The sequence below is a fragment of the Candidatus Saccharibacteria bacterium genome (assembly GCA_016700375.1).
Lineage (GTDB): Bacteria > Patescibacteriota > Saccharimonadia > Saccharimonadales > UBA4665 > JAGXIT01.
On sequence record CP065016.1, the window covers coordinates 1,041,361 to 1,060,987 of the forward strand.

Annotated in this window: 22 protein-coding genes and 2 tRNA genes; 20 read left to right on the plus strand and 4 right to left on the minus strand. The window is 50.1% G+C overall.

Annotated elements, in window-relative coordinates:
- Window positions 1-118 precede the first annotated feature (118 nt).
- Window positions 119-1,204, minus strand: a complete 1,086-nt coding sequence (locus tag IPP75_05400) for a DUF4922 domain-containing protein (GenBank protein QQS69318.1) — start codon at window positions 1,202-1,204, stop codon at window positions 119-121.
- Between the two features lie 397 nt (window positions 1,205-1,601).
- On the opposite strand from IPP75_05400, the gene IPP75_05405 reads away from it, so the two are divergent.
- The 3 genes from IPP75_05405 to IPP75_05415 all read left to right on the plus strand — a co-directional run bounded on the left by IPP75_05405 (window position 1,602) and on the right by IPP75_05415 (window position 3,261).
- Window positions 1,602-2,600, plus strand: coding sequence for a TerC/Alx family metal homeostasis membrane protein (locus IPP75_05405; GenBank protein QQS69319.1), 999 nt, complete (start codon window positions 1,602-1,604; stop codon window positions 2,598-2,600).
- A gap of 61 nt (window positions 2,601-2,661) precedes the next feature.
- Window positions 2,662-2,735: transfer RNA gene (locus tag IPP75_05410), tRNA-Cys, on the plus strand.
- Between the two features lie 127 nt (window positions 2,736-2,862).
- Window positions 2,863-3,261, plus strand: coding sequence for a hypothetical protein (locus tag IPP75_05415; protein QQS69320.1), 399 nt, complete (start codon window positions 2,863-2,865; stop codon window positions 3,259-3,261).
- Window positions 3,262-3,347: 86 nt separating this feature from the next.
- Here IPP75_05415 and IPP75_05420 read toward each other — a convergent pair whose 3' ends face one another.
- Complete coding sequence (locus IPP75_05420; GenBank protein QQS69321.1) at window positions 3,348-5,123, minus strand: lactate permease LctP family transporter; 1,776 nt, start codon at window positions 5,121-5,123, stop codon at window positions 3,348-3,350.
- Window positions 5,124-5,259: 136 nt separating this feature from the next.
- Between IPP75_05420 and IPP75_05425 the strand changes: the two genes are divergently transcribed.
- From IPP75_05425 to IPP75_05445, 5 genes are all read left to right on the plus strand, one after another.
- Window positions 5,260-6,513: a transposase family protein gene (locus IPP75_05425; protein QQS69322.1), complete on the plus strand. Its 1,254-nt coding sequence runs from the start codon at window positions 5,260-5,262 to the stop codon at window positions 6,511-6,513.
- A 55-nt stretch (window positions 6,514-6,568) separates the two neighbouring features.
- A complete protein-coding gene (locus IPP75_05430; protein QQS69323.1) occupies window positions 6,569-7,381 on the plus strand; it encodes an IS982 family transposase in 813 nt (270 codons plus the stop codon).
- Between the two features lie 209 nt (window positions 7,382-7,590).
- The gene (locus IPP75_05435; protein QQS69324.1) at window positions 7,591-8,181 is read left to right on the plus strand and encodes a LemA family protein; all 591 of its coding nucleotides are present in this window, start codon (window positions 7,591-7,593) and stop codon (window positions 8,179-8,181) included.
- 118 nt (window positions 8,182-8,299) lie between these two features.
- Window positions 8,300-9,208, plus strand: coding sequence for a TPM domain-containing protein (locus IPP75_05440; GenBank protein ID QQS69325.1), 909 nt, complete (start codon window positions 8,300-8,302; stop codon window positions 9,206-9,208).
- A gap of 42 nt (window positions 9,209-9,250) precedes the next feature.
- Window positions 9,251-9,335 (plus strand) — tRNA-Leu (locus tag IPP75_05445).
- Between the two features lie 57 nt (window positions 9,336-9,392).
- On the opposite strand, the gene IPP75_05450 is transcribed toward IPP75_05445, so the two are convergent.
- Window positions 9,393-9,671, minus strand: coding sequence for a hypothetical protein (locus IPP75_05450; GenBank protein QQS69326.1), 279 nt, complete (start codon window positions 9,669-9,671; stop codon window positions 9,393-9,395).
- A gap of 109 nt (window positions 9,672-9,780) precedes the next feature.
- Between IPP75_05450 and IPP75_05455 the strand changes: the two genes are divergently transcribed.
- From IPP75_05455 to IPP75_05505, 11 genes are all read left to right on the plus strand, one after another.
- Window positions 9,781-10,215 carry a DUF1801 domain-containing protein gene (locus IPP75_05455; GenBank protein ID QQS69327.1) on the plus strand — a complete coding sequence of 145 codons (435 nt, stop codon included), beginning with the start codon at window positions 9,781-9,783 and terminating at the stop codon, window positions 10,213-10,215.
- 15 nt (window positions 10,216-10,230) lie between these two features.
- On the plus strand, window positions 10,231-10,773 hold the full coding sequence (locus IPP75_05460; protein ID QQS69328.1) for a ClbS/DfsB family four-helix bundle protein: 543 nt from the start codon (window positions 10,231-10,233) through the stop codon (window positions 10,771-10,773).
- Window positions 10,774-10,954: 181 nt separating this feature from the next.
- Window positions 10,955-11,365: an HIT family protein gene (locus IPP75_05465; protein QQS69329.1), complete on the plus strand. Its 411-nt coding sequence runs from the start codon at window positions 10,955-10,957 to the stop codon at window positions 11,363-11,365.
- A 35-nt stretch (window positions 11,366-11,400) separates the two neighbouring features.
- Entirely contained in the window at window positions 11,401-11,661 is a 261-nt protein-coding gene (locus IPP75_05470; protein ID QQS69330.1) for a hypothetical protein, read from the plus strand.
- A gap of 64 nt (window positions 11,662-11,725) precedes the next feature.
- The gene (locus IPP75_05475; protein ID QQS69331.1) at window positions 11,726-12,061 is read left to right on the plus strand and encodes a PadR family transcriptional regulator; all 336 of its coding nucleotides are present in this window, start codon (window positions 11,726-11,728) and stop codon (window positions 12,059-12,061) included.
- Entirely contained in the window at window positions 12,058-13,116 is a 1,059-nt protein-coding gene (locus tag IPP75_05480; GenBank protein QQS69332.1) for a hypothetical protein, read from the plus strand. Before IPP75_05475 ends, IPP75_05480 begins: the two co-directional genes overlap by 4 nt.
- 189 nt (window positions 13,117-13,305) lie before the next feature.
- Entirely contained in the window at window positions 13,306-14,754 is a 1,449-nt protein-coding gene (locus IPP75_05485; GenBank protein ID QQS69333.1) for a methionine--tRNA ligase, read from the plus strand.
- Between the two features lie 5 nt (window positions 14,755-14,759).
- Window positions 14,760-15,575 (plus strand): TatD family hydrolase, encoded by an 816-nt coding sequence (locus IPP75_05490; GenBank protein ID QQS69334.1) that lies wholly within the window; start codon window positions 14,760-14,762, stop codon window positions 15,573-15,575.
- Between the two features lies 1 nt (window position 15,576).
- Window positions 15,577-16,014 (plus strand): hypothetical protein, encoded by a 438-nt coding sequence (locus tag IPP75_05495; protein QQS69335.1) that lies wholly within the window; start codon window positions 15,577-15,579, stop codon window positions 16,012-16,014.
- Window positions 15,995-16,378 (plus strand): hypothetical protein, encoded by a 384-nt coding sequence (locus IPP75_05500; protein ID QQS69336.1) that lies wholly within the window; start codon window positions 15,995-15,997, stop codon window positions 16,376-16,378. The genes IPP75_05495 and IPP75_05500 overlap by 20 nt, the downstream gene beginning before the upstream one ends.
- 237 nt (window positions 16,379-16,615) lie before the next feature.
- Entirely contained in the window at window positions 16,616-17,755 is a 1,140-nt protein-coding gene (locus tag IPP75_05505) for a cysteine desulfurase (GenBank protein ID QQS69337.1), read from the plus strand.
- 102 nt (window positions 17,756-17,857) lie between these two features.
- Here the strand turns inward: IPP75_05505 and IPP75_05510 are convergent, their stop codons facing one another.
- Window positions 17,858-18,691, minus strand: coding sequence for a hypothetical protein (locus IPP75_05510; GenBank protein QQS69338.1), 834 nt, complete (start codon window positions 18,689-18,691; stop codon window positions 17,858-17,860).
- A gap of 86 nt (window positions 18,692-18,777) precedes the next feature.
- Here IPP75_05510 and IPP75_05515 point away from each other — a divergent pair, with 86 nt between their 5' ends.
- Window positions 18,778-19,623 (plus strand): hypothetical protein, encoded by an 846-nt coding sequence (locus IPP75_05515; GenBank protein ID QQS69339.1) that lies wholly within the window; start codon window positions 18,778-18,780, stop codon window positions 19,621-19,623.
- The last annotated feature ends 4 nt before the right edge of the window (window positions 19,624-19,627 follow it).

Sequence of the window (19,627 nt, forward strand, 5' to 3'; positions counted from 1 at the left end):
CCTCTCAAAATCACAAACGGTCGACTTCGCTCCCTAGTTTGTGATTTTGGTTAGAAACCAGTACGACTAACAGGGAGAGATTATACTTGTTTGTTGGCGTGGTTGCAACTGCCAAACGCTACGCAGCCAGTGAACGGAGATTGCCGAGGCTGTCGCGTGTTTCGTCGTAGCCACGAGCAGTTGTCTTGAAAATTTGGCGCACCACTTGCTCGGTCACCTGTATGCGGCCCTTTTCGAACGGTAGAATTATTAGTCCGCTCATTTCGGCAAATGCGGGAGTGAGAGGGAAGGTAACGGGTTCAGGTTTGTCGCCCTCTCCGGTAGTCATACACTCAACTTCTGCTGAAGCCTCGTTTCTTGGGGTAAGTATGGCTTGAAAGACATTAGATTTTCCGTTATAGCGTGCCGTCACATTCATGCGTGCTTCCCGTTCGTTCGCTACCCGTAATTTATCTGCTAGGCGGAGCATGGTATCTTGGACTGCCTTCGGCTCACTACCCCGCACGACAATTTGAGATGCAACGAGGCCTCCGGGCATGTATATGTCTACGCCATTTCGGGAAAGGAGTGCTTTGCCCAAGCCACTTTTTGCCAAACCAGCTTCTATTGGAAGGCCTGGCACGATGTGCATGTGGGCATGTTCGGGGTTAGACGCTCCTCCGTTGACGGCACCGTTATAGCCGAGTGTACCGTTGCCCCGAATAGCCTTAGCTAGCGTAAGCATTGCAGTGAGCTGAGAACCTAGTGTCTGTGGTTCATGGGTACGAGATGATACGACAAATTGCTCTGGTGAAAGCGGAAATGGATTCACGGAAATAAGTGCATTGCCTACGATGATTGCTCTCTCTTCCTCGGGCTGATTGCCTGGACTAAGAAAGCAATTTTCGGGTGTAATTTTCATGTTCGTGTGAGAATTTGGGCGCTGGCTTCTGCCTGGGTTAAACTGAACTAAAACATGGGCGCCTCCGACGGCGACTTGTTCATACTGTAACTTGTCTAGGCCGCCGACCCTTGTAGCATACTTTGGCCATGTTGCGAGCTGCTGTGCGCAAAGGACACCAAGTGCCAAGGTGAGTTTCTCGGGGTCTTGAGGCTTTCCCGTCGGCCATATCTCTGGGATGTCAAGTATGCGGCCTGGCACCTCGACACCTTCATGTGGCCATGAACTGCATGTTCGTACGGTTTGGTCTATGCTAACGGGCATATGTTTGCTATTTGTAGATTTAGTTCCAAGAGCATTATAACTGCATTCGGCAAATAATGTGCCTTTTTCAGCGCAAAGCGTCACCAATGATTCGTTCTGACTCAGGATGTTGGTAATTCTGCCTAAAATCAAACGTTTTTGGGTGCGGCTGAACATCCATAAAAAACCTATACTTGTGCTCAAACATTTCACAGAGCCACGAGTTTCGCACTTTGTACTCATGTGCATTTTCTCCTTGAAGCACAGAACGAACCGTACCGAGGTACGGTGAAGTGAGTACTGGAAAGGAAAAATGTGCAGGAGTCAAAGAAGCCAGCGGTGTCAGATGCTCCGCATCTCGGGCAGGCTGGCTGGTGCGAAATTCGTGAGAGCGTTTCGCGTGGTATACTGGTCGGGCATGAATATATTATTTGCTGCCGAAACGACGGCAAACGAGGCTGTAACCTACGCGGTGCCGTGGTTTATGTATGCCGCAATCGGTGCTGCGCTAGTGCTCTATGCCATAATCGAATACATTCACGGACGCAGTGACCACGTGGTGAGCTTCCGTGAGGCTGTCAAATGGTCGGTGTTTTACATAAGTATCGCGCTGCTCTTTACTATCCCTATCTATATTTTTATCAGTGAGCGTGCCGCCGCCGAATACGTCGCGGCGTGGGCTGTCGAAAAAGCACTCAGTCTCGATAACCTTTTTGTGTTTGGTATCATATTTACCGCCTTCCATGTCGAGCAGCGGTATCGCCGGCGTATCCTGAACTACGGTATCGCTGGGGCCATTCTTTTCCGTCTGATATTTATTGTAGCGGGCTTGGAGCTGTTGCAGCGTTTTTCGTGGGTTAGCATTATTTTCGGGCTCATCTTGCTCCGGGCTGCGCTGCACGCCTTCCAGCAGGCTCGCTCGGCCGAACACCCAGAGCCCGATGATATTCTGAAAACCAAAACCTGGAAACTTCTCGACCGACTATTGCCCATTCACCACAAATTTGATGGCAATAAACTTACCACTGTCGTAGGCGGTAAGCGCATGCTCACCATGATGGCAGCCGTTATCCTCATGATAGAACTGACCGACATCCTCTTTGCAGTCGATAGCGTCCCGGCCGTGCTCGCAGTAACAGGGGACACTTACATTGCCTATGCCAGCAATGTCTTTGCCATTTTGGGGCTGCGTTCACTCTTTTTCGTCTATGACGCCGTCTCATCGAAGTTCTGGGCCATCAACTGGGCACTGGCCGGCATATTGCTGTGGATTGGGCTAAAGATGATAGCCGCGCCACTTGGATTTCATCCGCCGATTGCTGTTAGCCTCGGCATCCTTTTCACGATACTAACGAGCGGAGTGGCTGCCTCACTCTTATTTAAAAACCCCGTCCCGCCACACCAGCCAGCCGCATAGCGGTCAAACACTGTAACCAGGTAGCCAAAACTCGTCCCACTCCTGTATAATCACACGGTATGGCGCCGTGGCCGAGTGGTTAGGCAGAGCTCTGCAAAAGCTCGTACAGCGGTTCGAACCCGCTCGGTGCCTCCATAAGTAAATTAGAAGAAGGGCTAGCCCCTCTGAATGTTTTTGAACTAAAATCAAAAACATTCACTCCCCCTAAAGCTCGTGCTAACGCACTCGTATAAGAAACTAATTGCAGGGGCAATGAATGACTATGAAATCTGTTGTTGTGTGCGGCAGTAAAAAGTATGCACCGGAAATTGCGGCGTTTTGTGCGAGGCTTGAGAAGCTGGGGGTGTTGGTGTTTGAGCCGAGTTTTCCGAGCGGCGGCGATATTGTGGCTGAAACCGATATGTTCCACTCAGCATTCATCACCAGCAAAGTTTTCAAAGGTCTGACGCTCGAGCACTTCGACTGGATACGCAAGGCGGAAGTCTGCTATGTGTATAACAAAGATGACTATGTCGGCGCGAGCGTGACTATGGAAATGGCCTATGCCTCGGCGCTGGGTAAACCTATTTTTGCGCTCAGTCAAAACACGGGCGACCCTTGCCGTGATGCGCTTATAGATAAGGTGATAAGAACGCCTGAGGCTCTCGCCAAGATACTTTGAACACGGGCTTTTGCACCCGCACCGCGACTTCCTCTTTTACCAGGAGAGAGTTGATGACCTGGTCGCTGAACGCTGGCTGTTGCGCCCTATTCCGCGACAGCCGTGCCAGCGGAATTCTTTGGCTTTGGGAGGCGCTTTGGAAGCGCAACCAGGGCCGTGACGATGACGGCCACGACCGAAAGCACAACGAGCACCATCTCACCACCGCCTATGCGCGTCTGGCTGGCGGCAGCGGCAACTTCGGCGGCCTTGGGAATCATCCAGGGCAGGTGATAGGCCTGTAGGTACGTAATTACACCTATGATGCTCACGAGCGCAAGGCTGTGCAAAATGGTAAACCGAAAGAGCGTTCCTTCTTGCCCGGTGAGGCCAGTCGCACCCGTGGCGACGGCGATGCTTTGGGGCGAAATCATCTTTGCCGTCACGCCACCGCTGGTGTTTGCCGCAACGGTGAGGGTGGGGTCAATCCCCAGCGTATGCGCCGTTTGCTGCTGTATGCCGCCAAAGAGCGCATTAGATGACGTGTCGCTACCCGTAATAAAAACCCCCAACCAGCCAAGAAGCGGTGCAATGAGCGGAAACCAGTGTCCGGTCACTGTCAGGGCGTGACCGAGTGCAGCCGACATACCAGAAAAATTCGCAAGGTAGGCAAACCCAACTACTGCGGCAATAGTAAGAAGCGGTTTAGAAAGTTCGCGCAGTGTTTTTTGCACAGTTTCCCAAAATGCCCGCCACGGCATGTGCAGGAGCAGCGCCGACAAAATTGCCGCAAACAAAATGGCCGTACCAGCAGCTGACAGCCAGCCAAAACTGTACACAATTTCTTTGGGTTTATCGCCAATCAGGATAGCGTGGTCAAGCGCGCCAAAGGGAATTTTTAGGCTTGTGTGGTCTAGGAGCGCCTTTATGCCCGTACTGCCCCAGTTGCCCACAAAAATCACCAGCAGCACAAACGGCGTCCAGGCACGCACAATGGTGCTGGTGGAATGATGGTGCGTTTTGGTGTGCGCTACCGCTGTTTCGGTGCGTTCACTAGGGAAGCGCCAAACCTTTTTTGGTTGCCAAAATTTAAGCAGAATGACCATACATGCTATAGACACCACGGCCGAGAGAATGTCGGGAAGCATTGGGCCTATGAACGAAGCCGTTGCAAACATGGTAAGCGCGTACGAGCCGCCAGCGACGACGAGCGCTGGCCATATTTCTCGCGCCCCTTTCCACCCGGCAATGATGACGGTAAGCCACAGCGGGATAATGGCGGCAATAAACGGTAGCTGGTGTCCGACCATGCGGCTAATCAGGTTCGGGTCTATATTTGTCACCGTACCGGCCGTAATCACCGCTATGCCTATGCCGCCAAATGCCACTGGTGCGGTGTTGGCTATGAGGCATATCCCCGCAGCATACAGCGCATTGAAACCGAGGCCTACCAGCATGCCAGCGGTTATTGCCACCGGCGCGCCGAACCCGGCTGAACCTTCCAAAAACGCGCCAAAACAAAAGGCTATCAGGAGTGCCTGTAGCCGCCGGTCAACCGTAATTGATTCTATAGTGTCGCGCACAATGGCAAAACTGCCGGTGCGTACCGAAATGTTGTACAAAAGCACAGCATTCAGCACAATCCACCCAATGGGGAAAAGCCCCTGGAGGGCACCGTAGGCCGTCGATAGAAGCGCAAGGTGCGGCGGCATAGTAAAGGCAAATACCGCGACCAAAAGCGCAAGACCTAGCGTAACCAAGCTGGCTTTCCACCCCGCCATTTTGCGGCTAAGCAGTATGGCACACAGCGCTACGATTGGCACAGCAGCAACTGCTGCAGACAGCGCGGTATTTTCAAACGGATTCGTGAGTTGTACCCACATGTTATTGTCACTATAGCATGCATAAGCGGAATGTGAATAGCACTACTCTTATCCAACGCAAAATGAGCCTGAACCGCCTATCAGGTTCTAAAATACTATGAGCCTGAAATATCGACAGCTGGCATAGCATGGGAGGATGACTATTACTATGCAGCAACACACGCTACCAACTATTGAAGAACTCAGACAGTTTGTCTCAGGCACTCAGTCACTTGACCTTACAATCGTACATAAGCAAGAGGCTTATGCCTGGTTACAGCAACTGGTCGTTCGTCTTGACTACCAGCACTTGGGCAAAAAAGACAAAGGCGTCGTTCGAGAATACGCCATAGCCGTCACGGGGTACAGCCGTGCCCAGGTGACTCGGCTTATTGGACAGTACCTGCGGACTGGCTGTATTGCGCTGGAGCCAGTGAACATGAGAAACCAGTTTGCACTGCGCTACACGCGTGAAGACATTGGGCTGCTAGCAGAGCTGGATGATGCCCATGATCGGCTCAGTGGCAAAGCGGCAAAAGTTCTAGCCCAACGAGCCTTTGTGACATTTGGCGATGCACGCTACGAACGACTTAGCGCAATCTCCGTCAGCCACATATACAATCTACGTGGCACCGTAACATACCGTAACCAAAGCCATACGTTCACCAAAACGCAAGCAACAACAATAGCTATTGGCGAGCGCCGCAAACCACGCCCGAACGGTCAACCTGGCTTCATCCGTATAGATACTGTCCACCAGGGAGATAAGGACAAAGAAAAGGGTGTGTACCACATCAATCTGGTTGATGAAGTTACCCAGTGGGAGGTGGTGGTCGCGGTCGAGAGAATCACTGAGCGTTACATGCTGCCAGCCCTCGAAGCAGCTTTGGTGCTGTTCCCATTTGTCATTGTAGAATTCCACGCCGACAATGGCTCGGAGTACATCAACAAACAAGTTGCTGCCCTCCTGAAAGCAATGCTCATCAAGCTCAGTAAGTCTCGAGCCTACCAAAGCGGAGACAATGGATTGGTTGAAACCAAGAATGGTAGCATTATCCGAAAAGCCCTAGGCTATGCGCATATACCCAGGGAATATGCTCCGGATATTAACAGCTGGTACTGTACGTGGTTTGTGCCCTACCTGAACTTCCACCGACCCTGCGGTTACCGCATAACGAGCGTTGACTCAAAGACGGGCAAGAGGACACATCGCTACCCAGTCAATGGGTACATGGTACCGTACGAGAAGCTGAAGTCATTGCCAGACGCCAAACAATACCTGAAGACAGGCAGCAGTTTTGAGAAACTAGACGAAGTGGCGTATGCTGAAAGTGATACAGCTTGGGCGATAGCCATGAACAAAGCAAAAGACCAGTTGTTGAAACCCCAATCACGCATTAGCCACCAATAGATAAAGCACGCTACAATTTCTCTTGTAAATCTTTCAAAACAAACAGGAGGAAAATATGCGTGCTTTACAGAGGAATAATATCGTAGATGTGTTTGTTTGGGTAGACGACATAGTCGTCCAACCAAACAAACGAGGTCAGCATCCGGCCCTTAAAGACAGTGAACTCCTCACTATCCTCATATGGGATGGCCTCACCGAACCCCACAAAAACCTTTCGAGTTTGTACGGCTGGGCTTGCAGAGAGTACTCGGATTGTTTTCCTCATATGCCCAAGTACCAAAACTTTGTGGCTCACGTGCATCGATTACTGCCACAGATGGTTTGGTTGCTACAGACGCTTCTAGCAAGCGGAGCACCGCTCCGCTTTGTCGACAGCACAATGCTCCCCGTCTGTAAGCCCATACGTGCTAACAGACACAAAGTAGCCAAGGGTGTAGCCGACTTTGGCAAGAACTGGCAAGGGTGGCACTACGGGTTCAAGCTCCATGCGGCCATAGATTACAACAACAGGTTAGCAGCTGTTGTATTTACTCCTGCTAATGAACACGACAATCAGCACATCGAACAACTCGTGAATGACCACACGAAGATACTTGTCGGCGATAGTCACTACGGTGGCAGCGTCATGCGCAAGCGACTCTGGAAGAAACATAAAACTATAGTGATCGCACCACCGCATCATACTCAAAGAAAGAAATTAGCCGCAGACTGGCAAATGCTTTTGCTCCACATGAGACCAAAGATAGAAGCTACCTTCGGTAAGCTTAAGGAACACCACTTCCTGGTCACTTCGTTCCCAAGAAGTGTTAAAGGTTACTTTACACACTATGTGCGGGTACTACTTGGTTACCAGATGGCTAATGCGTGATTGGGGTGTTGAAGACACTATATACAAAACGCTAGCTGTTTGTTTCTGGTAGCTTCAGGCTCATTCTTGGATTGGAATATACTGCACTAGCACTTGGAATAGTCGCGCAGACGGGTAGGCGGAGCAGCTGAAAAATAATCTATCCGACTATTCCGACTCATAACGAGTCTATTCGTGTATAGTTATATATACGTAATTGGAGGAAGTATATGAAACTATCAAAAGGCATGATGACACTTGGTATTGTGGGTGTATTATTGCTAAGCCTGCTCGGCTGGTTTGTCGGCGGCTACAACGGGCTCGTTACGCAGCGCAACAAAGTTGACCAAGCTGCGGCACAACTCGACAGCGCCTACCAGCGTCGGTTTGACCTTGTGCCGAACCTCGTCGAAAGCGTCAAGGGGGCACAAGCCCAAGAGCAAAAAGTATTTGGTGACCTCGCAGCGGCTCGCACGCAGTATGGCGGCGCAAAATCCACCGAAGACCGGCTGGCTGCCTCGCAGCAGTACGAAAGTGCCCTGAGTCGGTTGCTGGTTGTCGTAGAGAACTACCCAGAACTGCGTAGTGTCGAAACCGTCCAGAACCTTATGGTTCAGCTAGAGGGCACGGAAAATCGCATAAAAGTAGAACGCGATAACTACAGCGCCGTCGCCACCACCTACAACACCATGATTCAGCGCTTCCCCAAAAACATTCTGGCTGGCATGTTTGGTTTTGACAAAAAAGACCTATACACTGCGCAAACCGGTGCCGAAAATGCTCCAAAGGTCAACTTAACCCAGCCAGCCGCTGCTCAATAAAGACACTGTCATCCTGAACTTGTTTCAGGATCCATGCGTTTCTTGCCGTGGCACGTTTTGGCGGAAAGCACCATGGATTCCGGCGCGATGGCCGGAATGACAAAGTCATAAGGATGAAATGAAACTAATCCGCTCCATCACCGCTGGTTTTCTGATTGCACTTGCAGCTACTAGTGTATGGAATGTCACTGCTTCCGCGCTCGATATCCCGTCATCCCCAAAACAAACTGCCATACTTGACCAGGCAAATGTTATAGATGATGCCACCGAAGCGCAGTTGAGTCAAAAACTCATCGACTATAAGGCGAAGACGGGAAACGAAATAGCCGTGCTGACCATAAAAAGTTTGCAAGGCGAAGACGACTTCGACTACAGTTTCCGCGTAGCACAGAGCTGGGGAATTGGCAGTAAAGAAGCGAACAACGGGGCGCTCCTATTTATGGCGCTTCAGGACAGAAAAGTGCGTATACAGGTTGGGCGCGGGCTAGAACCGTACCTTACTGACCTACAAAGTAGCCTCATTATCCGTGAAAAAATAACGCCAGCGTTTAAACAAGGCAACTATACTGCCGGCATCACGAGCGGGGTCGACAGCATGATTGCCGTTATTGGCGGGGAACGACTAAGTGAGCCAAAGAAAACTCTGCCGAGCGGAGGAGTCCTAGAGTTCTTCGTCTACGCTGGCATTTTTGTTCTTGCCTACCTTGCTTCGTTCCTAGCGCGTACCAAGAGCTGGTGGGCAGGTGGCGTCATAGGTTCTATACCCGGTATAATCCTGTTTTTCACCGCGGCTGCCCTGTTGGCCTCTGTTGTGTTTAGCCTGGGATTGCTACTGGGCTTACTACTCGACTACCTGCTTTCCAAAAATTATCGGTCGCGGGCAGCCAGTGGCGATGACACTGGTTTCTGGGGAAGTGGCGGCGGTTTCTTTGGCGGCTCCGGTGGGTTTGGCAGTTCGGGCGGAGGCGGTTTTGGCGGCTTCAGCGGCGGCTCGTTCGGCGGTGGCGGCTCCGGCGGCAGCTGGTGAGGCTATTCTCGTGTCCCCATGTCTTTGGTACAATGACGATAGGCGCGGGTGGTGGAATGGTAGACACTCAGCACTTAAAATGCTGTGACCAAAAGTCGTGCGGGTTCAAGTCCCGCCCCGCGCACCAATTCTGAGTAAAAATCCAAATATTCGCCCTTCTGGGCGATTTTTTGGTTCAGATTTCTTAGTTCCCGCCATAAGCAAAACCCACTTTCCGCCCCCTTTCAAAAAGTGGGTTTTGGGCTTTCGCCGTTTGGGTTTGGGTGAGGGTTTTGCTGAGCAAAAACAGGTTCAATCCAAAGATTTCAGACAAGACGGCTTTTTGTCCGCTAAAGTCGTCGGTTTCGCGCAAATAACAGATAGATTTTGCGGTTTTGAGCCAATTTTGCATAGGTTCTATCCACGAATTTTGGTTGGTTGTTATGTTCGTCAAACTTTCCTCTAAACTTTTCTTTTCGCTCAAAATCTCCGATTTTTTAGCGAGAAAGGTTTGGCGGTCTATGTCTTGGTCAAATATGTACGATGTTATAATTGCAATATGACAATATCAAGGATAACAAAGGCCTATAAATATGCTCATTAAAGCTAGATCGTTCGCAGAATATTTTGATAAAGCCGGTACTTTTGGTCCCGAACTTGCCGTAGTCGATTCGCTAATTCGTCTGCATGCTCCCGATATGCAACCCGTCCTATTCCCAACAAGCGGTGGTGTAAGCTTGGGTTACGGTGAGATGCAGTATCAGCCGAAATCCGCCAAAACGCCGACAACCTGGCCGGTACTTGCGCTAGCGGCTCAGAAGCACTACATGGCTTTGTACGCATGTGCAATAGTCGACGACCAGTATGTGGCCGAAAAGTACGCTCCCGAGCTTGGCAAAGTCAACGTCGGCAAAAGCTGTATTCGGTTTAAGCGGCTGAGCGACATCCACGAAGAGGCACTTATGGCTATGCTGGAAGATATCAACATGCGATATAAAAATGGCGAACTTCACTACAGCCAGTGGTAATTAAAGGAGGTATTTATGAGCAGAGCAACAACTAAAGCAGAGCTCGTAAAAGCTTCTGAAGATCAATTTACGAAGATTTGGGAACTTGTCAACTCCTTGTCTGGCGATGAGCAAGAGGCTACCTTTGCCTTTGGCGATTTAGTTGCGAATAAAAAAGAAGCTCACTGGAAGCGCGATAAAAACCTGCGTGACGTGCTCGTACATTTGTACGAGTGGCATCAGCTACTTCTTGACTGGATACAATCCAACCAACACGGCAAAAACCAACCATTTTTGCCCGAGCCGTACAACTGGAAGACATACGGCAAGATGAACGTAGAGTTTTGGGAGAAACATCAAACAACTACATATGTCATGGCGAGGACGATGGTGCTTGCCAGTCACAAAGAAGTAATGCAGTTGATTGATTCGCTATCTGACAAGGAATTATTTGAGAAAAAACACTTCGCTTGGACTGAGACGTCAACGCTAGGTGCATACTGCGTTTCCGCAACAGCGAGCCACTATGACTGGGCAATAAATAAGATTAAGCTGCATCTAAAAACTGTGCGAAAATGATTCCGATACATCTTTCTTTCTTGACGAGATAGGTTCGATCAAAAAAACTATTACAAAACCCCTGCGAAGCAGTTCGGCGGGTCGGGTTGGGGGCGAGCCGCCGAAAATCTCAGTTCTCGGATTTAGTGCTAAAATGGGTTCTAGTGTGGGCGTAAAATCTCACCAGTAAAAAGGAAACCGCATGAAAAACTGTCCGTTTTGTGATGCAAAGGGTAGGGTTATTACCGAGAACCAGCATGCTTTTATGCTGCTGAGTAACCCGCGTAAGGTTCCGGGGCACATACTGGTGATTCCTAAGCGTCACATTGAGGAGCCGTGGAAGCTCACGCACGAAGAACTTACGGACATATTTGATTTAATCTACGATGTTGAGCAAAAAATAATCGGTAAACTTGGTGATGGGTGTGACATACGGCAAAACTATAGACCATTCAAACAGCAAAATAAGCTAAAAGTTAACCATGTTCATTTTCATGTTATTCCGCGGACTAATGAGGACTATTTATATCAAGTATCGGAACAGTTTGAAACCGACCTTTTTGCCGACCTCGACCCTATCGAAGCCAAAGAAGTCGCCAAGCTTTTATCGTGAAAGGATTTTTCCGGCCACTAATAATCGTAGGACATATGGCGCTCATTGTTGTGGCTTACACTTCGCCATTCTGGCTCGACTGGCGGCTGATAACAGTTGGGGTGCTAGTGTATTATGCGCAACTGATAATATTTGGGTGGTGTGTTCTCAGCACGGCGCAATTTGGCGAGAAAAAAACATTCCACGAGTGGTATCTTTCAAAACTTGGCGTTCATCCTAACCCAAAAACACTCAAATTCTTCCTGGATTTCATTATTCCCCCGGTTTTGGTATTTGTTGCGATTAATATTCAGTAAACCCAGGCAATGCATTATTATTTGACGGAGAGCATAACCGTATACTATTATACAAAATAGTACTATGACAAATAAAAATATTGGAAATGACCCAGAAAAGCAGCAGATTATCCGCGGGATGTTGCATTTGGCAGTCATGACTGAGCTGGAAAAAGGGAAACGATACGGCGCTGAGTTGCTGATTTCGCTGAGTAAAACGCCGTTTACGTCACGAGTGGGCACGCTCTATCCGCTTCTGAACCGCATGGAAAAAGACGGTCTGCTTGATTCTGACTGGCTGATGGAGCCGGGCCAGACGCCGCGGCGTTACTACCGCCTGACGAAGCAGGGCCAGGCAAAATTAGCCGAATACCGTGAGTTTCTAACGTACATACAAACATATCTGGGAGGAAAACCATGAAAACAACTGTTGTAACCCTGCAAGGCCAGGATTTCATCCTTTCGACTGCTGCTGAGCCGCTGCTAGTTGCGCACCTTAAGGAGCTCCAGCGCTTGACCCGTTTTCGCTCCAAAGTCTACCGTCAAAACGTTGAGGCCCTGCGCGATGTGCTACTTACAGAGGGCGGAGAGACTATTTCAAAAACCAAGTTACATCATGCTATAGAACTGGTTGGCTTGCCTGAAAAACACAGTAGTTCCGAACCGTTATCAGTTCAACCCCTGCGCCTGACAAAAGGCATATTGACGCTGCGTTTGTGGGCGCAAAAGCACTATATTTCACGACACAACTGGCTCTCTGGGTTACGCACAATTGCTATTACTGTGGCGGTGTTTTTTGCTGTAGGCACTGGCACCGTAGCTTTGCAGGCGCTTTCTTCGGAAGGGGTCGCACAGGGTCGCTGGGAAAAAACACAGACCACCCTTGGTGCGGTACGGAGCTGGGCGGAGCCAAATGGAGCTCAGAATACATGGTCGAATAATTGGCAGCCCTACGCGCTACTCAGCGGAGCATTTTTACTACTTGCAGTGGTTTTATACCGAGAACACTCCGTAGGTCGCCCGCAACTGCACCGCCCAATTGGTATAGTTGCGAGCCTCTGCCTAATACTGCTTGTCTGGCAAACCCGGCTTGTTACACCCATTCCCCCGCCCAAATCCAGTCGATTCTCTAATAGCAACACAGCGCCTCTCCATCCGAGGCTGGCCTACTTGCAGCAATGCGGTGATGAAATTCCGTATGTATTCGATAACGAAACGAATGGTATGCTATTTCGCCAGCTCCGCGACCAAGGGTTTCAGTTGGGCGTACCCATACAGACGCGTATGTCAGATGGGACTATAGACACCACACAACTTTGCAGCGCCTATGATGCACTACGCCGCGATCACCCAAAACAAAACGTCGTGCTCCAAATGTATACCACTACTGCTGATGGTACTCTTCGCCCATACGATTTCGGTGACATTCAAAATCAAACTGTTAACTCTAACTATGGCCTTTTCGTCAAATCGTAAGAGATGCGATATAATTTACCCCAGATGAAAACGTTCTCTGTTATTTTTGCTTCCCAGGTGAACATAATGCCCCCGCGGGCATAATTTTCATATCTCTTAACTCATATCTCTTAACTCTATTTTTAACCTCCCGCATTCCGAGGCAGGCCCGGAATGACACGGGGAGAGAAAGCAGGTACAATATCTATAATGAAATACTACGTTACTACCTCTATACCTTATGTCAATGGCGAACCGCACTTGGGTCACGCTATGGAATTTGTGATGGCCGATGTGCTGGCGCGGGCAGCGCGGGTGCGAGGTGAAGACACCATTTTTAGCACTGGCACTGATGAACACGGCGGCAAAATTGCCGAAAAAGCTGCCGAACTCAAGCTAGATCCGCAAAAGTTTACCGACCAAATGTCAGAAAAGTTCCGCGAACTCATGGCGGCGCTCGATGTTAAGCCTGACCGTTTTATCCGCACCACAGACAAAGCCCACGAAGAACGCGTTCAGGTCATATGGAAAGCACTCGCACGTGACATTTACAAAAACAAATATGTGGGGTGGTACTGCACTGGCGACGAAGAGTTTTTTACTGAAACGACCGTGCAAGAGAACAAGGGCATTTGCCCTGACCACAACCGCCCGTACGAAAAAATCGAGGAAGAAAACTACTTTTTCCGGCTTAGCAACTACACGGGGGCCATCCGCGAAGCCATAGAGAAAAACGAGCTTCTGGTAACACCTGCCACCCGCCGCAACGAAATTCTGTCGCTGCTGCGCGAAGGCCTAGACGACATCAGCATTTCACGTCCGAAAGAAAAGATTGACTGGGGCATACCCGTGCCGGGCGACTCAAGCCAGGTTATTTACGTGTGGTTTGACGCGCTCCTCAACTACATAACGGTGCTGGGCTATCCCGAACACGACGACTTTAAACAGTATTGGCCAGCAAACGTGCAGGTGGTGGGCAAGGGAATTTTGCGTTTTCATGCCGCCATATGGCCGGGGATCTTGCTTGGTCTCGGCCTGCCCCTGCAGAAACAACTGTATGTCCACGGCTATGTGACTGTCGACAGTAAGAAAATGAGCAAATCGCTCGGTAACAGCGTGAGCCCCACTGAAATTATTGAGAAATACGGTGCCGATGCGTTCCGCTACTATTTCTTGCGCCATGTACCGAGCTATGATGATGGTGATTTTAGCTGGGAAGCATTTGAGCTGGCGTACAACAACGAACTCGCCAATGAACTTGGCAATGCCGTGCAACGGACAGCTGCCATGGTACAGAAATATCAGGGCGGCGTCATAGGCGATGTGCCAGAAGCGGAGCATGACATGGGGGCCTACACAGAGGCCATCGCGCTCTGCAAATTCGACCGAGCACTTGACAGTGTATGGGAACAGGTGCGGGGGCTTAATCAGCTTATAGACACCGAAAAGCCGTGGCTCATAGCCAAAACCGACGACCAAGACCACCTGCGCGAAGTCCTTGCTGCCTTTGTGGGCGATTTGCTGCAGATTGCCCAAATGCTTGAGCCATTTTTACCTTCGACTGCTGGGAAAATACAGGCTCTGTTTGCTGACGGCATAGTCCACCCTGTGGAAGGCACACTTTTCCCAAAACTTGAACTTTCAGCGCCTCAGGAGTAACCTAGGTGGCACCCTCGTTTTTTGATACGCACTGTCACGTGCATGAAATAGAAGCCGCCCTGACGCCCGTACACGATAAATGGTTTGCAGACAAAAACACGCGGAGCGCAGAATCGGTCTTGGCTGCTGCGCGTGAGGCTGGTGTGACGCGCCTGCTCACCATCGGCACCACCTTGGCAGATAGTGAACTTGCGGTTGCATTTGCCCAAAAGCACGAAGGAGTTTGGGCAAGCATTGGTATTCACCCCCATGAGGCAAAAGACCATTTGGGGCGCGACACCCAAGCGCGGTTTGCGGCGCTTGCCTCGCTGCCAAAGGTGGTGGCGGTTGGAGAATGTGGGCTCGACTATTTTTATGGCCACTCGCCCAAGGAAGACCAGGCGGCCGTTTTGCGGTTTCAGCTCGAACTGGCGTTGGAACACAATCTGCCGCTTAGTTTTCATGTACGAGAGGCATTCGATGATTTTTGGCCGATATTTGAAAGTTACCAGGGGGTAAGGGGTGTGCTGCACAGTTTCACTGACTCGCAGGAAAATATGGAGCGAGCAGTAGCCCATGGGCTGTACATTGGAGTCAACGGTATTGCCACCTTTACACGGGATGAAGCGCAAATTGTGACATATCGCACAATTCCACAACACTCACTACTGTTAGAAACAGATGCCCCCTTCTTGACTCCTAAGCCCTTTCGTGGTAAAGTGTGTGAGCCGAAGCATGTAGTGCAAACGGCGGAGTTTCTAGCAGAGCTAAGAGGTACTACTGTTAGTGAGCTAGCCGTAACAACCACCACAAATGCAAGGAAGTTATTTAAACGTACATAGTATGAAAATCCAACTCCCCACTTTTACTGGCTCTTTCATAAAGAGTCCAGAGATGACCAATAAAGCTCCTGCTCTCAGCGAGCTTGAGAGGCATATGATTGGGGCTGTTATGGTTGAGACCGATGCCTCTGCAAACGATTACGCGTTTTCTATTGCAAATCACAGACGATTACCACAAGTTCAAGCTGTTCAAAGAGATATTGCCCGCCATGCAATCAAAGATACGCCCGGGTCAACTAACCCCATAGTTGCAGAAATATCTAAAAGCCAAATGATGGTTGACCGTGCTATGGATTACTTATTCCAGACAACTGAGAATAGTGCGGGCGTGCCGCCAAATACAGGAAATGTCGTGAGCCTTAACGCAGCTCGAGCCCAAGTGGCAGCGCAATACACTACTATCCCACCGGAGGCAGGTGATGTTACGCAAGCTGCTTAATATTATAGGCTCAGAAGATATTGAAGCGCGAAAAGCAACCATCCACCGCAATATTTTGAGGGACCTTGCAAAGATGGGCGGTGAGGTGTTTGGGCAGATTCCAGCGGGCACTCGGCGTGAATTCTTCTGCCTTGACCGGCACACGTGGGTTTGGCACGAAGAATGGACGGACAAAGACGGTTCACGCCAGGTGAGAACAACTCGGTATGACATACGGCCTCAAGGGATATACAAAGCGCAGGACGGCCAGCCGTATCAGCCCGCATCACTTGAAGAAGCCGAGCGTTTTGGTGCAGCAATAAAAGAGTATCAGCGCCGAATGCATGGGAAGTTTGACCCACTGTTAGCACAAGCGGGGGTATAAAGAATTAAGGATGCCCTTGTCACATCCTGCGACCCCGCAACTTCACTGCGGCAGGCATAGCTTGCCCCGGAAGATTGCCTTGCGACTCGCCACTGGCAAGTCTCACCTCCTCGCTGCTGCCGAGTGAATCCGCACCAGCTCTCTTCCTGTCTCTAAAGCTCGGCTATCGCCTCGTTCGCTTTGCTCATAATAACTTCAGTAGTGGTAGCACAATGATTATGGAGTTAAAATAATACTATGATATATGTTGACCACGCGGCGGCAACGCCGGTTGACCCAGCGGTACTAGCTGCTATGCAACCGTATTTTTCAGACGTCTTTTACAACCCGTCGGCTACGTATTTGCCGGCTCGGCAGGCAAGGGAGGCGCTGGAAGATGCGCGGGGTAGGGTGGCGCACTGGCTCGGGGCACGACCGACCGAAGTTATTTTTACTGCTGGTGGCACAGAAGGGAATAATTTAGCTATAGCGGGAGTTATGGCAAATTTTCCAAATTGCTCCGTTGTGGTTAGCGGCATTGAACATGAGTCTGTGCTAGCACCGGCGCAGCAGTTTAATTGTTCCGTTGCGCTTGCGACAGAGCAGGGCAGGGTGGTTCTAGACGACCTGCGTCAGAAAATTGCTCCTAATACGGTGCTCGTGAGCGTCATGTACGCGAATAACGAAGTCGGTACCATTCAACCCTTGCGCCATATCTCGGCCATGCTGGCAGAAATCCGTGCCGAACGAAAAAAGGCAGGGAATAAGACGCCCCTGTACTTTCATACCGATGCGTGCCAGGCGGCAAACTATCTTGGACTATCTGTTGCGAGCCTTGGCATTGACCTCATGACCTTAAATGGCGGTAAAATATACGGGCCAAAGCAAACCGGCGTGCTATACGCGGCAAGTCACGTGAAGCTATCTCCGATAATCCGGGGTGGCGGACAAGAACGAGGGCTGCGTAGTGGTACCGAAAATGTCGCTGGTGCCATCGGCTTCGCAACGGCACTTGATGTGGCGCAAACGATGCGTCAAAACGAGGCTGCAAGACTAAACGAAGTGAAAAACGGAGCTATCCGCCTCTTATGCCAAAAAATCCCAGGTGTAATCATCAACGGGTCGCTCAAATACCGCCTGCCCAACAATGTACATCTTACCTTGCCCGGGTTCGATAACGAGCGCGTACTCTTGCAGCTCGAAGAGCGTGGGTTTTTCGCTGCAGCTGGCTCGGCGTGTAGCGCAAGCTCCGAGGAGCCAAGTCACGTACTGAGCGCCATGAGCATCGGCGATGAGGCTGCCCAGAGTAGCCTGCGAATTACCATGGGCCGCGCAACCACCAAAGCCGATATGGAAAAATTCATTCAAGCGCTCACAGATATAACAAAAGGTAAATAACACAACGAAACAACAGATGGAAGAAAATAACTATCTCTTACAAAAAACCACTCTAAGAGGACTGTCCTTTGAGTATGGTTTTGAGTATGGTTTTCCTTGGGTCTAGAGATTGGTGGGGTGGGTTTCGGCTATCACGACTTGGTTGGCGTGGAGCCAGCCCTCGACGGTTCCCGCATCGAGATACTTTCCTTGCGCGGAAACTACTTTCATGACACCGCCGTCTTCTATAACTTTTTGGAATGGATGGAAGATGTAGTATTCCTTGCCCGCATCAATAGGCTGGGCAACGTATTCGCTCACCGCCTTGAGCATAGAGTAATTCAAGACGTACTTGCTGACATTTTTCATGAATTGTTCTGGCATGGGGTCTGGATGTTCAATAATTCGCACCAAATTGCCCTGGTCGTCAGCTACAATGTGGCCGTACTGCTGTATGGAGCTATCGGTCACCGGCACGGCAAGTATAGCGCTTTGTCCTTCTGGGGTTGCCTCGAGCATACGTACAATATCGGAGCTGCCGTCACTGTTATAGAGACAGTCATCGCCCATGACAACCACCACAGATTCACCTTCGTTGACGTACGGCATGGCTAGGTCAACTGGAACGGCGGTGCCGTATTTGCCGTAGCTTGGCTGTACGATGTAGTGAAACCGAGCAAGAGGTGTCTCTGTAAGCGGTAGCATATCTTGTTTGCCGTTTCGGATAAGGTAGTCGGTAAGCTCGACATTATCACGGTAGTAGGTGTGCAGCTGTTCGCTTTGTTCGCCAACAATAAAGTAAATGTCGGTTATGCCAGCTGCGACACAGTCGCGCACAACGTAGTCGACGATTGGGCGATTGCCAATGGGTAGCATGCATTTTTCAATGGCTTTAGTAATAGGAAGCCGGCGTGTTCCCCAGCCGGCTACAGGGATGATTGCTTTGGTGATAGACATAGTCTCTCTAGTATAGTCGAAAGTTGCGAAGAAACCGATAAAAAGCCTTGTCGTATCAGTGGTAAAACGGTTATACTTTGAAGCATATGCAACAGATAAAAAAACAGATTCGTCAAATACAGCGGTTTGTTTTACTGGCGCTTTTTGGGTTAGTCGTTTCGCTCCCCAGTATCGTTAGCGCGCAAACGGTTTCACAGGGCTACGGTGTAACTGGGGTTGTCCAGAAGGGCATGATAGTCATGCTTGACCCGAAAGATAGCCGAAAAGTTCAGGCGCTCACGAACAAAACCGACAAAGCCATGCACGGCGTGGTTGTCTCGGCAAACGACACCGTGGTGTCTTTGGGCGGCGATAGTAGTAACGCGCAAGTGTATGTTGCTTCAAACGGCAAGTACGACGCGCTGGTAAGCAACCAGAACGGCGCAATCAAAAGCGGTGACATCATAAGCATATCGGCACTGGACGGTATAGGCATGAAGGCAGACTCGCGGCAAGGAGTAATTCTTGGCAAGGCACTCAGTGGCTTTGACGGCACAAAAAATGTTAGCGGCAATGCTGCGCTTACGACCTCAGCCGGCAAGAAAGATGTCGCCATTGGCTTTATACAAATAGACATTGGTATTTCGCGTAATCCGCTCGCCGTCTCGGTCAGCGGACCACCCGTTCCAGCTTTCTTGCGTAAGTCAGGCGACAGTATTGCGGGCAAACCAGTGAGCACTGTACGACTGTACGTAAGTTTGGCTATCTTGCTTATTACCATTTTTATGACTGGCAGCCTACTGTACGGCGGGGTACGCAGTAGCCTCGTTTCCATCGGTCGCAATCCTCTCGCGAAGAAGTCTATTCTTCGGGGGCTTATTCAGGTTGTGGTACTGGGGCTAATCGTTTTTGTTATTGGCCTAATCGCGATATACTTACTATTGAAATTGTAAACAC

Bases quoted from the DNA above. Each gene is read 5' to 3' on its own strand.
- IPP75_05440 (QQS69325.1), top strand. From the start codon at position 8,300: ATGAAACTAATCCGCTCCATCACCGCTGGTTTTCTGATTGCACTTGCA.
- IPP75_05400 (QQS69318.1), bottom strand. From the start codon at position 1,204: ATGCCCGTTAGCATAGACCAAACCGTACGAACATGCAGTTCATGGCCA.
- IPP75_05435 (QQS69324.1), top strand. From the start codon at position 7,591: ATGAAACTATCAAAAGGCATGATGACACTTGGTATTGTGGGTGTATTA.
- IPP75_05470 (QQS69330.1), top strand. From the start codon at position 11,401: ATGGCGCTCATTGTTGTGGCTTACACTTCGCCATTCTGGCTCGACTGG.
- IPP75_05485 (QQS69333.1), top strand. From the start codon at position 13,306: ATGAAATACTACGTTACTACCTCTATACCTTATGTCAATGGCGAACCG.
- IPP75_05455 (QQS69327.1), top strand. From the start codon at position 9,781: ATGCTCATTAAAGCTAGATCGTTCGCAGAATATTTTGATAAAGCCGGT.
- IPP75_05510 (QQS69338.1), bottom strand. From the start codon at position 18,691: ATGTCTATCACCAAAGCAATCATCCCTGTAGCCGGCTGGGGAACACGC.
- IPP75_05405 (QQS69319.1), top strand. From the start codon at position 1,602: ATGAATATATTATTTGCTGCCGAAACGACGGCAAACGAGGCTGTAACC.
- IPP75_05430 (QQS69323.1), top strand. From the start codon at position 6,569: ATGCGTGCTTTACAGAGGAATAATATCGTAGATGTGTTTGTTTGGGTA.
- IPP75_05475 (QQS69331.1), top strand. From the start codon at position 11,726: ATGACAAATAAAAATATTGGAAATGACCCAGAAAAGCAGCAGATTATC.
- IPP75_05505 (QQS69337.1), top strand. From the start codon at position 16,616: ATGATATATGTTGACCACGCGGCGGCAACGCCGGTTGACCCAGCGGTA.
- IPP75_05500 (QQS69336.1), top strand. From the start codon at position 15,995: ATGTTACGCAAGCTGCTTAATATTATAGGCTCAGAAGATATTGAAGCG.
- IPP75_05515 (QQS69339.1), top strand. From the start codon at position 18,778: ATGCAACAGATAAAAAAACAGATTCGTCAAATACAGCGGTTTGTTTTA.
- IPP75_05420 (QQS69321.1), bottom strand. From the start codon at position 5,123: ATGTGGGTACAACTCACGAATCCGTTTGAAAATACCGCGCTGTCTGCA.
- IPP75_05415 (QQS69320.1), top strand. From the start codon at position 2,863: ATGAAATCTGTTGTTGTGTGCGGCAGTAAAAAGTATGCACCGGAAATT.
- IPP75_05460 (QQS69328.1), top strand. From the start codon at position 10,231: ATGAGCAGAGCAACAACTAAAGCAGAGCTCGTAAAAGCTTCTGAAGAT.
- IPP75_05495 (QQS69335.1), top strand. From the start codon at position 15,577: ATGAAAATCCAACTCCCCACTTTTACTGGCTCTTTCATAAAGAGTCCA.
- IPP75_05465 (QQS69329.1), top strand. From the start codon at position 10,955: ATGAAAAACTGTCCGTTTTGTGATGCAAAGGGTAGGGTTATTACCGAG.
- IPP75_05480 (QQS69332.1), top strand. From the start codon at position 12,058: ATGAAAACAACTGTTGTAACCCTGCAAGGCCAGGATTTCATCCTTTCG.
- IPP75_05425 (QQS69322.1), top strand. From the start codon at position 5,260: ATGACTATTACTATGCAGCAACACACGCTACCAACTATTGAAGAACTC.